Source organism: Microcoleus sp. AT3-A2, from assembly GCF_036705685.1.
Taxonomy (GTDB): Bacteria; Cyanobacteriota; Cyanobacteriia; order Cyanobacteriales; family Microcoleaceae; genus Microcoleus.
The window spans coordinates 49,683-64,057 of record NZ_JAUBVF010000027.1 but is presented as its reverse complement, the minus strand read 5'-3'; the positions used below and the strand labels follow the sequence as shown (position 1 = coordinate 64,057).

At 45.9% G+C, this 14,375-nt stretch carries 11 protein-coding genes, 1 tRNA gene and 1 pseudogene; 5 read left to right on the top strand and 8 right to left on the bottom strand.

Annotated features, from left to right (window positions below):
* Positions 1–47: 47 nt before the first annotated feature.
* From QUB37_RS16690 to queG, 5 genes are all read right to left on the bottom strand, one after another.
* On the bottom strand, positions 48–686 hold the full coding sequence (locus QUB37_RS16690; RefSeq protein WP_333163895.1) for an HAD-IA family hydrolase: 639 nt from the start codon (positions 684–686) through the stop codon (positions 48–50).
* A gap of 144 nt (positions 687–830) precedes the next feature.
* Positions 831–904 (bottom strand) — tRNA-Val (locus QUB37_RS16685).
* A gap of 280 nt (positions 905–1,184) precedes the next feature.
* Positions 1,185–2,378, bottom strand: coding sequence for an SDR family NAD(P)-dependent oxidoreductase (locus QUB37_RS16680; protein ID WP_333163893.1), 1,194 nt, complete (start codon positions 2,376–2,378; stop codon positions 1,185–1,187).
* Between the two features lie 27 nt (positions 2,379–2,405).
* A complete protein-coding gene (locus QUB37_RS16675) occupies positions 2,406–3,536 on the bottom strand; it encodes a pentapeptide repeat-containing protein (protein ID WP_333163891.1) in 1,131 nt (376 codons plus the stop codon).
* Between the two features lie 84 nt (positions 3,537–3,620).
* Positions 3,621–4,559, bottom strand: a complete 939-nt coding sequence (gene queG, locus QUB37_RS16670; protein ID WP_333163889.1) for a tRNA epoxyqueuosine(34) reductase QueG — start codon at positions 4,557–4,559, stop codon at positions 3,621–3,623.
* 209 nt (positions 4,560–4,768) lie between these two features.
* On the opposite strand from queG, the gene QUB37_RS16665 reads away from it, so the two are divergent.
* Positions 4,769–5,731 (top strand): orange carotenoid protein N-terminal domain-containing protein, encoded by a 963-nt coding sequence (locus QUB37_RS16665; RefSeq protein WP_333163887.1) that lies wholly within the window; start codon positions 4,769–4,771, stop codon positions 5,729–5,731.
* A 338-nt stretch (positions 5,732–6,069) separates the two neighbouring features.
* A complete protein-coding gene (locus QUB37_RS16660) occupies positions 6,070–6,504 on the top strand; it encodes a ketosteroid isomerase family protein (protein WP_333163884.1) in 435 nt (144 codons plus the stop codon).
* Positions 6,505–6,982: 478 nt separating this feature from the next.
* On the opposite strand, the gene QUB37_RS16655 is transcribed toward QUB37_RS16660, so the two are convergent.
* From QUB37_RS16655 to rsmH, 3 genes are all read right to left on the bottom strand, one after another.
* Positions 6,983–7,405: an ATP-binding protein gene (locus QUB37_RS16655; protein ID WP_006633914.1), complete on the bottom strand. Its 423-nt coding sequence runs from the start codon at positions 7,403–7,405 to the stop codon at positions 6,983–6,985.
* A gap of 512 nt (positions 7,406–7,917) precedes the next feature.
* Positions 7,918–9,591 (bottom strand): SpoIIE family protein phosphatase, encoded by a 1,674-nt coding sequence (locus QUB37_RS16650; RefSeq protein ID WP_333163881.1) that lies wholly within the window; start codon positions 9,589–9,591, stop codon positions 7,918–7,920.
* A 565-nt stretch (positions 9,592–10,156) separates the two neighbouring features.
* A complete protein-coding gene (rsmH, locus tag QUB37_RS16645; RefSeq protein ID WP_333163879.1) occupies positions 10,157–11,059 on the bottom strand; it encodes a 16S rRNA (cytosine(1402)-N(4))-methyltransferase RsmH in 903 nt (300 codons plus the stop codon).
* Positions 11,060–11,116: 57 nt separating this feature from the next.
* Between rsmH and QUB37_RS16640 the strand changes: the two genes are divergently transcribed.
* From QUB37_RS16640 to QUB37_RS29865, 3 genes and pseudogenes are all read left to right on the top strand, one after another.
* Positions 11,117–12,301: an NAD(P)H-quinone oxidoreductase subunit H gene (locus tag QUB37_RS16640; RefSeq protein ID WP_333163876.1), complete on the top strand. Its 1,185-nt coding sequence runs from the start codon at positions 11,117–11,119 to the stop codon at positions 12,299–12,301.
* Between the two features lie 243 nt (positions 12,302–12,544).
* A complete protein-coding gene (locus QUB37_RS16635; RefSeq protein ID WP_333163874.1) occupies positions 12,545–13,780 on the top strand; it encodes a class I SAM-dependent methyltransferase in 1,236 nt (411 codons plus the stop codon).
* A gap of 242 nt (positions 13,781–14,022) precedes the next feature.
* A pseudogene (locus QUB37_RS29865) lies at positions 14,023–14,253 on the top strand (DUF6766 family protein).
* The last annotated feature ends 122 nt before the right edge of the window (positions 14,254–14,375 follow it).

Here is a 14,375-nt window from a genome sequence, read left to right as displayed (position 1 = left end):
TCTAGAATAGATTTCAACCGACGAGTCTTACGTTTGGCAATTTCAGTTTACACTTCCCGCAAATTACTCATAATCTCTATCAATTCCTGGGGGTGTTTAATCAAAAAATCGGGATTGTGTGCAGCCAAAGCCTCCTGAGAATTAAAACCCCAACCTACAGCAATTACGTTAATTCCGGTTTTTTTAGCAGCTTCTATATCTCTAATTTCATCTCCCACATAAACGACTTGTTTAGGATTTATATGTTCTGTTTTTAGCCATCTATTAATAACTTTATGTTTACCAAAAGTTGAGCCAGAGTAAATAAATGTGAAAGTGTCTTGCAAACCGTTTCTTTCCAGCGATGCCAAGACGTTTTCTCTGGAATTAGATGTGATAATGCCCAGTTGAAATCCCATTTTTTTTAACTCCAGTAAAACTTCTTTAATTCCTGGAAATAATTGAATGTTGGGAATTTCGCTGCGTAACTCTGATTTCAACATTCTAATCAACAGCGGGAATTTGAAGATAGAAATGCCCGAATACTGAAGGAGTTGCCAAGAATTTAAATTGCTCAGTTGAGCGATTTCCTCTTTGGTCGCCGACTTAAAGCCCAATTCGGCTGACAAACGGTTGGTGATGCTCAGAAGAATATCGATTGTATCTGCTAAAGTACCGTCAAAATCAAAAATAATTACTTTGGTCATTGGACAATAGCAAATAAGGAACTAGGGATCACTTCTATATTACCCATTACCTCTTGCTTGTCAAAAAAATTGATCGCAACGGCGGGATTTGCACCCGCATCTCCTGGTATGCTCCAAGGAATTCTATCATTTAAACTACGTTGCTGGTGGCAGCGAACCGAATCAAACGGTTGTCTCTCGCCTGTCGAGCGAGCGCTTTACCATTAAGCTACACTGCCCCATTTTATTATACATTTTCAAGGCAAAATTTTGACATCAAACTTAATATTAATTGTAAATTATCTATCTGGCTTGTAGCTGAGTCTCGCTCCCCCCCTGATTCTTGCCCGCTAATCCCCCCTATTAAGCGGGAGACAAGAAGTCTCTTTCGTCACGCTTATTAAGGGGGATGCGAGGCGGATAGAGACAGAGAGATAAGCGAGAGTATGAAAGGAATTTAGTCTTAAGTTGATACCACTGATGGAAAGTGGAAAAAGCCACAAAAATATTAAATGACTATTACCACTGCGACTCAGCATAATCTTTAAATAATTTACCATAAAAATAGCGTCCTTCATTCACTCCCAAATAAATTGGATCGCAAATCCGCGCGGCGGCATCAACAGCATCAAAGGGAGGTTGTACGCCGCGTTGCTGCATCGCTAAAACTTGAGGGTAAGGGTGCTGAAAACTAATCCATCCCGGATCGACAGCATTCATAAAAATTTTGTGTTTGGCATACTCTGAAGCGCAGGTGCGAGTCATCATGTTCAGCGATGCTTTTGCCATATTTGTATGCGGATGTCGCCAAGGTTTGTCACTGTTAAATTGCCCTTCTTTTGAAGAAACATTGATAATATATTTGCCAGCTTCAGGAAATTTTATCATCAGCCGTTTGAGCCTGCTGTTAATCGCAAAAGGAGCGATCGCATTAATAACGTGAACTTCCAACATTTCCAAAATGCTCACCTCATCATCCTTCATCAGCCAACTGTTGAAAGGGCGCAAATCCACTTGTTGTCCGTCGCGATCGTACATTCCGGGCGGAAACAAACTAAAATCAGATGAATGTGATAATTGAGCCTCTTGATCCAAGTTAAAAACCCTGGGGATTTCACTGTTGCGATGTGGAACAGAGTCTGTGGGAGATTGGGGGAGATCCTCAGAAATATTGTCTGTCAAAAAGTGCGTAAGCGTTGCCCTCGAAGAGGATAGCGCCAACAGCGGCTGAATCTCAGCAGGCAAAGCATCCAAAGGCAGAGATTCAAAATCCATCAAATGCTGGTAAAATTCAGGAGGGCGGTGAATTGTTTGAGCGGCATTATTGATAATAATGTCAATTCGCGGATAGCAGCAGACGAGGTGTTCTGCAAATCGCTCAACGGCCGCAATATACCGCAAATCTAACTCATAAACTTGCAGGCGATCGCACCACTGGGCAAAATCCGATTCTCTAGCATATCTCCTAGCAGCATCCCTAGCAAAACGAGTAGTACAAATTACAGCAGCACCAGCTCTCAACAACCTCAAAGTTACAGCATACCCAATTTTCACTCTCGCTCCCGTCACCAAAGCAAATAACCCATGCAAATTAGCCGTTTGGTTGCGTTTAGCAAAATTAAGTTCGCCGCACTTCAAACACAAACCACGGTAAAAAAAATGTTGCTCTTGAAAACTCTCCTTGCACACAAAACAGCGCGGCCGTTTATTCATTTGAAATTTATATGGCTGTAAAGAATATCAAGTCCAGCTACATCCGCTGCAATTAGCTTCCGCAAAAATCCCCCGATTATCGATATTAGCTTTTTTCATAATAGACCAGCTCAAATTAGCCCCATTAAAAGTAGCTCCGCTGAGATATGCGTTCAGGAAATTTGCTCTTTTCACAACAGCATCGCTCAGATTAGCACCAGCCAAAGTAGCTTTATTAAAATCAGCATCGCAAAGGTTTGCTCCAGTAAGATCGGCTTGAAAAAAATCAGTATTTGTCAAATCCGTTCTCTCTAAATTAGCACCGCGCAAATTAGCTCCCATAAAACAAGCTCCTGCAAATTTACTCCACCGCAAATTAGCTCCTGCCAAAACCAACCCTTTAAAATTCCCGCCGTTAAAATTAGATCTAATTAGTTTAATCCCCGCCAGATTTGCTCTGGCAAAATTCACTCCGCCCAGGTTTGCCCCACTCAAATCCGCCCCGCTCAAATCAGCACCCGTCAAATCTGCCCCGCTCAAATCCGCCCCGCAGAGTTTAGTTTTTTTCAAAATGCTTTGAGATAAATTAGCATCGCGAAAATTAACCGAGCGGAGGTTGGCTAAACTGAGATTAGCTGCTTGCAAATCAGCGCCGCTGAGATTGGATCGGCTCAGGTTAGCTCCCGTCAAATCGGCATTTCTCAGATTACTTACTTCCAAATTACTTTTAAAAATTTTTGCGCCTCGCAGGTTGGCAGATTCAAAGTTCGCTCCTGCTAAGTTTGACTCTCTCAGGTTGGCTTTAGCCAAATTAACTCCGCTAAAATCTCCCCAACTCAACTCTACAAAGCCACCCAATAAAAGTAGATTTTGCACTCTCCATTTATTCCAAATCGACGCATCTTTTTTGAGCAAACTTATATGTTCTTCCCTGGCCAATACTGCAGCAGCAGTAGCTCGCACCCGCTCGTCAGCATCGTCCAAAACAGCAGTTACTGCTTCTAAACCTGCATCTCCGTATTTGATGGCATCTGCAAGTGCTGCCAGCCTTGCTTCAGCCGAGGGGCTTGCTAAACGCTGCTTGACTCGTGCTATGCCGCCCAAGACAGCAGCATGAATTAAAGGTGGATTTTTACCGCCCCAAACTGCATCGTATTCTTTGGGTTCATTGGCTGGCATTTGTTATTTGTTGACTGTTGACTGTTGGCTGTTGACTGCTGACTAATGACTAATGACTATTGACTGCTGGCTGTTGGCTGCTGACTAATGACTATTAATTTGATTTGCTTTCGCATTTCGCCGCAACATTTCGGGTTTAATGCGCCGCAGCGCCGAAGCGGTAAATCTGCGGTTCCATTCCTCGTCGGAGATGTCGGCTAATTCTGCAAGTGTCGGTGCTATGTTTTCAGGATAAGGCTCAAACTCTGCCACATCAGTTGGTTTCGCAAATCGCTGATTCCAAGGACAAACATCCTGACAAATGTCGCAGCCTGCTACCCAACCTTGTAAATTAGATGCAATTTCGTCGGGCAATTTTTCGGCTCGATTCTCGATCGTGTGATAGGCTATACATCGATCGGCATTCACCACAAAAGGCTCAGTAATTGCTCCCGTCGGGCACGCCTCAATACAGCGAGTGCAAGTACCGCAATGTTCCGTATGAGACTCATCGGGCGCTAACTCCAAATTAGTCAAGATTTCTCCCAAAAACACCCAAGAACCGTATTCGCGCGAAATTACATTACCATTTTTAGCAATCCAACCAATCCCGGCACGCTGCGCCCACATTTTATCCTGAACTGGCCCGGTATCAGCATAATACCGCGCTTCAATTCCCTCGCCTTGCGATCGCACCCAATTTGTCAAAACCTTCAGTTTTTTGTGCAGGATTTTATGATAATCCCTTCCCCAGCCGTAGCGAGAGATTTTGGCATATTCGGAAGCGCCTGGGCGTTGGTGAGGCGTGTAGTAGTTGATGGCGACACATATTAATGACTGCACCTCTGGCATGAGCGATCGAATATCCTGCCGTTTCGGGTTTGCCATCCATGCCATATCCGCCTGATAACCCTTGTCCAGCCAAGCTTGCAATCTTTGTTTTTCTAAATCAAAATCCGCGTCTGTTGAGGCTATCCCCACTTTGTGAAATCCCAACTCAAGGGCTTTTTGCTTAATGCGATCGGTATTAATTGATTTTTTCATCACGTAAGAAACCACTGCACAAATTGTGCCATAAGTCTAGTAGTTTTAAGAGTATTTTTGGTACAGTATTGATAATTCTTTTACAATCTTTATATTTATAAGTTTGAACTCCAAAATGTCAAAAATGTTACATAATTTAATTTAGGGAGAATTCGATTCGCTAATTCAAGTACGCAAGTAAAACCGACAGCGAATCCCACAGCATACATATGGCAGTTAGTATTCAATCAGCTCAATCTATTTTTTCCAACACCGAGATCGCTAGCGTTGTTCCGGCTACCACGGAAGCGTTCTACAAACTCAGCGTTGAAGACCAACTCGCACTGCTCTGGTATGCCTACACCGAAATGGGCGTTTCCATTACCGCAGCAGCACCGGGAGTAGCCAGCATGGCGCTTGTTGAAGGCATACTGAGCGAAATCAAGCAAATGTCGCCGGCTGCTCAAAGCAAAACCATGTTTGACCTAGCCAGCAACGCCGACACAACAATTGGTCGGATTTACACTTCTTTGCGCGTCAATACCAAACTCGGTTTCTGGTACGAGTTGGGACAGTTGATGAAACAGGGCCTTGTAGCTCCGATCCCCGCTGGCTATCAAATGTCTCCCGAAGCCACCACAGTTCTCGAAACCATCAAAAAACTCGATCCCGGCCAGCAAATTACCGTACTTCGCAACACCGTAGTTCACATGGGCTACGACCCCGATTTCAGCCAAGAGTACGGCAAACGCTCAGCCCCCCGCAGCACTCCGACCGCTCCAGAAGAGCGGGTGAAAACCCAAATTGAGGGTATCAGCGAGCAGACTGTCCTCAACTACATCGACTACATGAACGCCTTCGACTTCACCCCAGCCGTCGGTTTATTTGCTGAAGAAGGTGCCCTGCAACCGCCTTTCCAAAAGCCGATCGTTGGTCGCGACGCTATCCTCAACTATATGCGGGAAGAGTGCATCGGACTGAAAATGATGCCGGAGCGAGGCTTATCGGAACCTGCAGAAGATGGCTACCGCCAAGTGAAAGTCACCGGCAAAGTCGAAACTCCCTGGTTCGGAGCGAATGTGGGTATGAACATCGCGTGGCGGTTTTTGCTCGATCCCCAAGGTCAAATTTTCTTTGTGGCGATCGACTTGTTGGCATCTCCGAAGGAATTGCTCAATTTGATCCGCAAATAGAATATTCTGGTTGGCTCTGTTAAACAGGCTTGGCCAGAAACCCAGATGCCGTTAGGTGTCTGGGTTTCTATCATTTTAGATTTGAGATTTTAAATTTTAGATTCAAGAATTGAAGGATGGGAAATGACTGATGGTATCAGGGTTGGCAGCTTGGCTATACTTGGATTTTTTGGAAGTAATATTGATTTTGGTCGATCGCTCTGAAAGCTGCGATGACGCTCTCCGGTTCTCCTTTTTTAGGAGAATTATTTTCCTAACCCTACTTATATCTTTTGAGGGATTTGCTGCGGCAAAGATAATGATTAAAGTATACTCATTCATTTGAAATTACTTGTTTTATGACCGCAACAACTCGACCTATTTTAACTACCTCTATAAAGATTGCAGGCATCACCATTCCAGCCGTATTGCAATATTTTGAAACTTTAAACGCGGGCGATTTTGAAGCGACGGCTAATTTATTTGCCGATGATGGGGTTCTAAACGCGCCGTTTGAAGATCCAATTATCGGCAACATCTCGATCGCCACTTATCTAAAAAAAGAAGCGCGAGGAATGCAGCTAGAACCCCAGAAAGGTGTCAGCCAAATTTTAGAAGATGACCAAGTAGAAGTTCAGGTCAGCGGTCGGGTGCAAACTTCCGCATTTGGTGTTAATGTCGGATGGCTGTTGTTGCTTAATTCTGACCAAAAAATTCTTTCTGTCACAGTCAAACTGTTAGCTTCTCCCCAAGAATTGCTAAATCTGCGGTCGCAGACGAAATTTGATGTTTGATAAGCTGTTTCACATTTAAATTGTCTATTTTGGTTTTACCTGTCGATCGCACGTAATAGCTAAAGTCGTACGATCGACAGGTTAATCGGCTTTTTATCGCCAGAATGAGGCAGAAACTGGGTTTTTCTCCAAATCTTTGGTGAAGTGCCACTCACGCTATAAAAATCCCGTTTCTGCGGTATTTGTGCGATCGGGACTGGGAGCATCTCAATGAAAGCAGCCAAGCCCAAAATTGGAGTTAGGAGTCAGGAGTCAGGAGCCAGGAGAAAAGAGAAGGAAGGAAGAAGGAAGGAGCCAGAAGAAATGTTTTTACAAATATGAGATGCTCCATCGGGACTTTACCCCTACAATCTTACAGTCTCGCCTTGGGCGGACGATACTGCACGAAAAATTGGCTGTCACCGCACCGTGCGACAGACAGCCAAAGCGAGTCAAAAAGTGCATTGCCAATCACTAATCACTCCTGACTAATGACTAATTAAGATTTTTCCGGCAAACTCGCTTCCAACTTTAGACAGTTGCGACCGTCTATTTGCAAAGTGTAGTCCACCCGATCCATAAGTCTGCTCATAATCAGCCAGCCGTAGCCGCTTTCCTGTTTAGCTTCCGGCCTCGGGGGATTGTAAGTATCCATTTCGTAACCTTTACCGTAATCCCAAATTTCTAAACCAATATCCCTATTTTTTAAATTCAAGCGAATTAACACGGGCAAATTGGGTTGATCTTTGTGAGCATGGCGGATCACGTTAGAATAGGCTTCTGCTAACACCAAGCGCAAACGATTCGACTGACGCGGCCAATCGACGTGCTCTCCTAGCTCTACTTCCAAACTGCTCAGCAACCAATTTTCAACAATTGTTAAAAACCGCAAGTCGCTTGGCACATGAAGCTCAGTATTCATAAAAAAATCCCGTAAGTTTGAAAACCCTGTGTCTTCACACCAGGTATGAAACACGACGCGCCGAATGGATTCGGCCTCAATACTTGTCGCTACTCGGAGGATACTAGCCTTTTCTGTTTAAAAATCAGGCATTCGTCATTGGGTAGAAGGCAGAAGTTAAGAGTATAGTTGAAAACTTTTGTTATGGGCCTAAAGCCCCTTAACAATTGATAATTACACCGAGACTGCAAGCAGCGAGGTATAAAAAATCTGTGTTTCAATCCTTGGCTTTTAAGCGTTGGTTTTTTCTGCTGACGAATGCCTTCTACCTTAACCCTTTACAGGTATTTAATCCCCCAGGAAAGCGATTCAGGAAACTAGCTGCGCCATCGCCGGCTAGGTTTTTTACTGTGGTTTTTGACTGTTGACGATAACGCCGTCCTTTGCAGGACTACTCTATGGGCCGTCAACAAGCAGGGCTTAAGTTTTTTCGGCTCTCACCCCCGACTATGCGTCGGGAGTCGCTGACAGATTCAAAGAACCTCCAGAGAGAGTATGGTTTGGTCGTCTTCCTGAACGGGATTATCGGCTCGGATGTGAGCCAACAAATTGTCCAAGTTGAAAGAACCAGGTTCCTGAATCAAGAGTTGCCAAAGCCCTTCTTGTTGTAGCATAGAACGGGTTGGTACACCCCCTGCGACCGCTTCAGTGGTCACGGTAGCTTCAGTAATCCCGTCACTCGTCAGCAGAAATACATCTCCTGACTTTAATTCGATCGTACCTGCTTTGCCTCTCCAAACTGGTAGTATCCCCAAGGGAATGCCACGAGCTTTCAGGAAATTCGGCTCGGCTGGCGTTTTACCGCTAGCAGCTTGAGCTTTGACCTCCGAGTGAGACCAAACAATCGGGTAAATGTGACCGGCATTAGCAAATGCCAGGTGTCCCGTTGACGGAGTGTAACGAGCTACAACCATTGTAATAAAATGGTTGTTGCCGATCAGGTCGTCAGACATACTGCTATTCATGTTCTGCATAACTTGATCTGGCTCTGGAGAAACTTCTTGGGAAAGTTCCCGCCGCATCACCGAAATCGCGCTCGCCATAAATAGAGCAGCCGGAACTCCCTTACCCGAAACATCTCCCACCGCTATCCAAATATCCCCTTGGGAGTGGACGTAGACTTCAAAAAAGTCGCCACCAACTTCCCGCGCGGGATAGCAGCAAGCCTGCACCCTGACAGTTTCAAAATCCGGCCAACTTTGACGCAACAAGTTTGTTTGGATTTGGCGAGCCACTTCCAACTCATTTTGCATCTGCTTGGCTAAATCCAGAGTGCGCTGGTAGAGCTTAGCTTGAGACAGGGCGAGAGCAGCTTGAGCTGCTACACCTTCTATTAACTCTATATCTTCTGCCGACCAAGGGTTAGTGCCGCCAATCTGGGACAAAGCCAGTACCGCCAGCAATTCTTGCTGGTAAGTCAAGGGCACGGCAATCTCAACCGAGTTACCATTCCCCCCACTGTTTGAGTTCACTTGAGTTTGGCGGGTGGCTACAGCTTGAACCAGCAAATTTTCATCAAAAGAAAAGTTACTGGCATCGTCGGTTTGGGCTTGGTAGGGGAAGGTACTGGGCAATAGTCGATCGGTCTCTACCGGCCGCAGCATACAATAGTTGGCCTCAAAAGTTTGACCTACGGTTTGAACAATAGTTTGTACCATACTAGAGTAATCTAGCGACCCGCGAATCACGCTCATTACCTCATTGAACAGAGATTCCTTGCGTAAAGCGCGGCGCAATGCAACGCTGCGCTGCTTGTAGTATTTGTAAGTATCTGAGGCTTGATTGATCACCAATTTGAGTTCTTCTGGATTCCACGGTTTGGTGATGTATTTGAAAACTTGACCTGAGTTGATGGCCTCAACCAAATCTTCAACATCGGTGTATCCCGTTAGCAGAATCCGAATCGTATCGGGAAATCGCTCGACAGTTTTCCCCAAAAACTCGGTGCCATTCATTTCTGGCATCCGCTGGTCAGATATAATCACCGCCATCTCGCCCTGTTCGTCTAGAACTTCCAGGGCGCTGAGGGCGCTATCTGCTTTGTAAACCTGAAAGTCGCGTCGAAACGTCCGGTACAATAAATCCAAGTTGTCGGGTTCGTCATCGACTACCATCAGTTTCAGCTTGCTTCCATCTCCCCGACTCATCTTTCTTCCCCCTTGAAAACCCCCACCATAGCTGTATTCAGCAAGGTGGCGGGAGGAAAAGGGGGGCTGGATATATGCAACATATCAGTTACGTCAAGTTGAGTTAAAGAAACCCGTTTTACCTTAAGGTGAGCATTCCTTTCGCACCATCTGTTCGCACAACAGATGAGAGGCTTTCGATACTGTAACCCGCCTCGGTAGGCCGCTTCAATAGGGAAAATTCCCGAGTCAGCTTTCGCGCTTTGATACGAGCAACGACCGTGTGAGCAGTCGGTACTTTTCTAAACACACCAGCCTCCCCAATGACTAATTAATCCTCTGATTGCAGAGTTCTTAACTAGCTGGGCACTGTCCTCGGTGTGAATTTTAACACTTACTACTAACGCAGGTATTGCTACCTAAGTCTGGTCAACACCGGCTATATTTCAAGCCCCACTGTACCCGGAGGGTTAGTGGTGGGTTGTTGGCGCTATTGCCTACATCTTTGCCGAATCGTACTTGATTGCTGCATACAAGTCTCCCTAATCTCTGAACTTTTTGCAGCAAGCATATTACTACTGCCGAATCAAGTTATTCTTTCTGCCAGTCTGAGCTTAGCAGAACGAGAGCGGGGATTTCTAGCTACTTCTTCGGATTGCGGCACGATCGGCTTTTTTGTCAGTACCTGCAAACTGGGTGTTCCTCTGAGTTGGTGCTTGACTGGTCGGTCTTCCAGACTGTGAAATGTAATGATTCCGATTCTCCCACCGGGTTTTAACCACCTTGGCGCCTGGTGGAGGAAAGTATCTAAAGACGCTAGTTCGGAGTTGACGGCTATCCTTAAAGCTTGGAAAGTACGGGTGGCCGGATGGATTCTGCCGTTGCGCTGCTTGGGGGGGAAGCTGGAGGCGATCGCCCCTGCAAGTTCTGTTGTAGTTTGAAAAGGACGGCTTTGCACAATCCGCCTTGCGATGCGCCGCGACAGTCGCTCCTCACCGTACTTGTAAATAATATCTGCTAGTTTAACTTCTTCCCAGTGGTTGATAATCTCTTCTGCCGTCAAAGATTGCTGCTGGTTCATACGCATATCTAGTTGAGCTGGGTGGCGAAAACTAAATCCTCGTTCCGGTGTATCGAACTGAGCCGAGCTGACGCCCAAGTCTGCTATGATACCATCAAATTCGGCTTCTGAGGACTGATATTCAGCAAAGTTGCCGTGCCAAAACTCAACGGGCGAGTTGGCAAATTGGGCTTGGCAAAAACGGATGGCTTGTTCATCGCGGTCGATCGCCACCACTGTAACATCGGCCGCCGCCGCTAAAATCAAACTGGTGTGTCCGCCGCCCCCAAGCGTCGCGTCCAAATATCGGCCGCCTGGACGCACAGCCAAACCCGCAATTAACTCGCTTCCCAAAACTGGAACGTGATAGGTGTCAATACTGACATCTGATCCAAGGGTCTCCTTCTCAGAGAGCTCGATATCCTTCATAATCATAAAAGCCAAACAAAAATCAACAATAGCTAGTAATCATTAATTCATTTAATTATGTCAAGAATTGAGACTAGAACCGAACCGATGGTGCTCAACATGGGGCCGCACCACCCATCCATGCACGGGGTACTCCGGCTAATCGTCACCCTAGACGGGGAAGATGTGGTGGACTGCGAGCCTGTTTTGGGCTATCTGCACCGCGGGATGGAAAAAATCGCCGAAAATCGCACCAACGTGATGTACGTGCCCTACGTGAGCCGCTGGGACTATGCCGAGGGGATGTTTAACGAAGCGGTGACAGTAAATGCGCCGGAAAAGTTGGCGAATATTGCTGTCCCCAAACGGGCGAGTTACATTCGGGTAATCATGCTGGAGTTGAACCGGATTGCTAACCATTTGTTGTGGTTGGGGCCGTTTTTGGCGGACGTGGGGGCGCAAACTCCTTTTTTCTATACTATGCGCGATCGCGAACCAATTCTCGACTTGTGGGAAGCAGCCACAGGTTATCGCATGGTGAATAATAACTATTTCCGCATTGGCGGAGTTGCCGCAGATTTGCCTTACGGTTGGGTAGATAAGTGCCAAGATTTCTGCGATTATTTCGTTCCCAAAATTGACGAGTACGAACGTTTAATTACTAACAATCCAATCTTCCGCCGCCGGATTGAAGGCTTGGGTACTATTTCTCGCGAAGAAGCGATTAACTGGGGACTGTCCGGTCCCATGTTGCGGGCTTCCGGCGTTAAGTGGGATTTGCGGAAAGTTGACCATTACGAATGTTATGACGACTTCGACTGGGAAGTTTGTACCGAAGCTGCTGGCGATTGTTTAGCCAGGTATTTAGTGCGGATTCGGGAGATGCGCGAGTCGGTTAAGATTCTCTATCAAGCCTTGAAAGGACTCCCCGGTGGCTCTTACGAGAATTTGGAAGCGAAGCGACTCGAAAGCGGGCCAAAATCTGAATGGAATGGTTTTGACTATCAGTTTATTGGCAAAAAAGTTGCGCCGACTTTTAAGATTCCCAAGGGCGAACATTATGTCCGCGTTGAAAGCGGCAAGGGTGAGTTGGGGATTTATATTATCGGGGATGATAGTGTGTTTCCTTGGCGCTGGAAGATTCGGACTGGGGATTTTAATAATTTGCAGATTTTGCCTCACATTGTGCGCGGCGTGAAAATTGCCGATTTGGTGGCGATTTTGGGAAGTATCGACATTATTATGGGATCGGTTGATAGGTAGGTTTGGTCGGTTTTAATCTGAGAGTTTAACCCGGTTTTTTTGTGGAAACCGGGTTGAATTTTTTTTGCCGCAGATGAACGCGGATAAACGCGGATGGATATCGATTAATATTGCTATTAACGTCGCTAAAATGTATCTTATTTCTCTCTTCTCTCTTCCTCTGTGCCCTCTGCGCCCTCTGCGGTTAATAAAAAAAATCTCTCCTTCACAAAGGAAATAACATCAACTTTGATTCGATAAATTATGAAAGTTCAGCAATCAGATATCAATGACAGCAACCCGGAACTCTGCGCTTTAATCTGCGAAAGAATTGCGGCAACTCCGCAGCAGCGAATTACTTTTGCTGAATATATGAATTTGGCATTATATCATCCGCAGCACGGTTATTACAATAGCGATCGCCAGTCGATCGGCAAACAAGGCGATTTTATCACGTCGTCTCATTGGGGTGCTGATTTTGCGGAGGTTTTGGCGGATCAGTTTGTAGAAATGTGGGAATTTCTCGTTAGCGGAGCCCTCGAAGAGGATCGACCTTTAAATTTCGCGATCGTAGAAATGGGCGCTGGGCGGGGAACTTTTGCAGCCAATGTGCTGCAATATCTGCAACGGCAACATCCCGATTTCTTTCATATTTTAGAATACATTATTATTGAAGTTGCCCCTGGACTTCAAGCGGAACAACGCCAAAGGTTAAGTGATATCAAGTGTGTTAAGTGGTGTAATTGGGATGACATAGTTAATAATTCAATAGTCGGTTGTTTCTTTTCTAACGAGTTAGTGGATGCTTTGCCCGTGCATCAATTCATTCTGGAATCAGGGCAAGTTAGGGAGATTTACGTTGCCGCAGAAACCCCAAAAAATGAACAAGAAGAGATAAACTTTGTTGAAGTAATTGGCGAAGTTTCCACGCCTAAAATTGCCGAATATTTGGATTTGGTAAGCATCGATTTGTCGGCGAGTGTTTATGGGGATGGTTATCGCAGTGAGGTGAATTTGGCGGCTTTGGACTGGATGAGTACAGTTGCTCAAAAGTTGCAGCGGGGATATTTGTTAACTATTGATTACGGTTATCCGGCGCACCGCTATTACAATCCGAGGCGCAGGGAGGGGACGCTACAGTGTTATTATCGCCACCGATATCACAGCAATCCTTATATTAATGTGGGGCGGCAGGATTTAACGGCTCATGTTAATTTTACGGCGTTGGAAAGGCAGGGTGAATTGTGCGGTTTGGATGTGGTGGGGTTTACTCAGCAGGCTCTATTTTTGATGGCGTTGGGTTTGGGCGATCGTATTGCTTCTCTGTCTACAAATGATGCGGAAGTATTGGATTTGGCAACGTTTTTGCGGCGCCGGGAGGCTTTGCATCAATTGATCGATCCGATGGGTTTGGGGTGTTTTGGGGTTTTGGTGCAGTGTAAGGGGTTGAAGGAAGAGGAAAAGGGGAGAATATTGAAGGGTTTGATGGTGCCTAATTAATTATTTTGTGGAAATGTACCTGCTCTCATCTTGAGGAACGATATAGGCTTCACCTATGAGAACGTTGTCCTCCTCTGGCTAGATGATGACCTAGAAATTCTCCTCATAACATCACGTTAGTTAGAGCAGGCGTTAAGTATAAGGAATGATAAAGGCTCTACGCCGTAGGCTTTCGAGTAGGGTAAGCTCGATCGCACTCTATCCTTATCCCCCGCCCTGTACCAAAATCCCTACCCACTCCTATGCGACGTTTTTTTCGAGAAAACAGTCTCAGCCTAGTCATGTTCGGGCTGTTCTTTTTCTCACTGGTAAGTCAAATCATCACCGGTCATCACGACTACAGTCAAGAACTAAAAGATCGCTAGCAGCCCCAGATTGTTGTTGTTGAGTATCTTGGAAGCGGTCACTTTATCGAAGCGCTCTTTGAAAACTGGGAGAGCGAGTTTTTGTTGATCGGCACACTCGCGGTTTAGTCTGTTTTATTGCGCCAGAAAGGTTCGCCCGAATCCAAACCAGTCGTGAAGCGAAGCTATCTTCCCGCAGGGGTTCCCGTTCCCCGTAGGGGTTCCCGTAGGGTAGGGTAGCGAATCGCCCG

Excerpts from the sequence above, each read along its gene's own strand:
- QUB37_RS16690 (WP_333163895.1), bottom strand. The coding sequence starts at position 686 with ATGACCAAAGTAATTATTTTTGATTTTGACGGTACTTTAGCAGATACA.
- QUB37_RS16680 (WP_333163893.1), bottom strand. The coding sequence starts at position 2,378 with ATGAATAAACGGCCGCGCTGTTTTGTGTGCAAGGAGAGTTTTCAAGAG.
- QUB37_RS16675 (WP_333163891.1), bottom strand. The coding sequence starts at position 3,536 with ATGCCAGCCAATGAACCCAAAGAATACGATGCAGTTTGGGGCGGTAAA.
- queG (WP_333163889.1), bottom strand. The coding sequence starts at position 4,559 with ATGAAAAAATCAATTAATACCGATCGCATTAAGCAAAAAGCCCTTGAG.
- QUB37_RS16665 (WP_333163887.1), top strand. The coding sequence starts at position 4,769 with ATGGCAGTTAGTATTCAATCAGCTCAATCTATTTTTTCCAACACCGAG.
- QUB37_RS16660 (WP_333163884.1), top strand. The coding sequence starts at position 6,070 with ATGACCGCAACAACTCGACCTATTTTAACTACCTCTATAAAGATTGCA.
- QUB37_RS16655 (WP_006633914.1), bottom strand. The coding sequence starts at position 7,405 with ATGAATACTGAGCTTCATGTGCCAAGCGACTTGCGGTTTTTAACAATT.
- QUB37_RS16650 (WP_333163881.1), bottom strand. The coding sequence starts at position 9,591 with ATGAGTCGGGGAGATGGAAGCAAGCTGAAACTGATGGTAGTCGATGAC.
- rsmH (WP_333163879.1), bottom strand. The coding sequence starts at position 11,059 with ATGAAGGATATCGAGCTCTCTGAGAAGGAGACCCTTGGATCAGATGTC.
- QUB37_RS16640 (WP_333163876.1), top strand. The coding sequence starts at position 11,117 with ATGTCAAGAATTGAGACTAGAACCGAACCGATGGTGCTCAACATGGGG.
- QUB37_RS16635 (WP_333163874.1), top strand. The coding sequence starts at position 12,545 with ATGAAAGTTCAGCAATCAGATATCAATGACAGCAACCCGGAACTCTGC.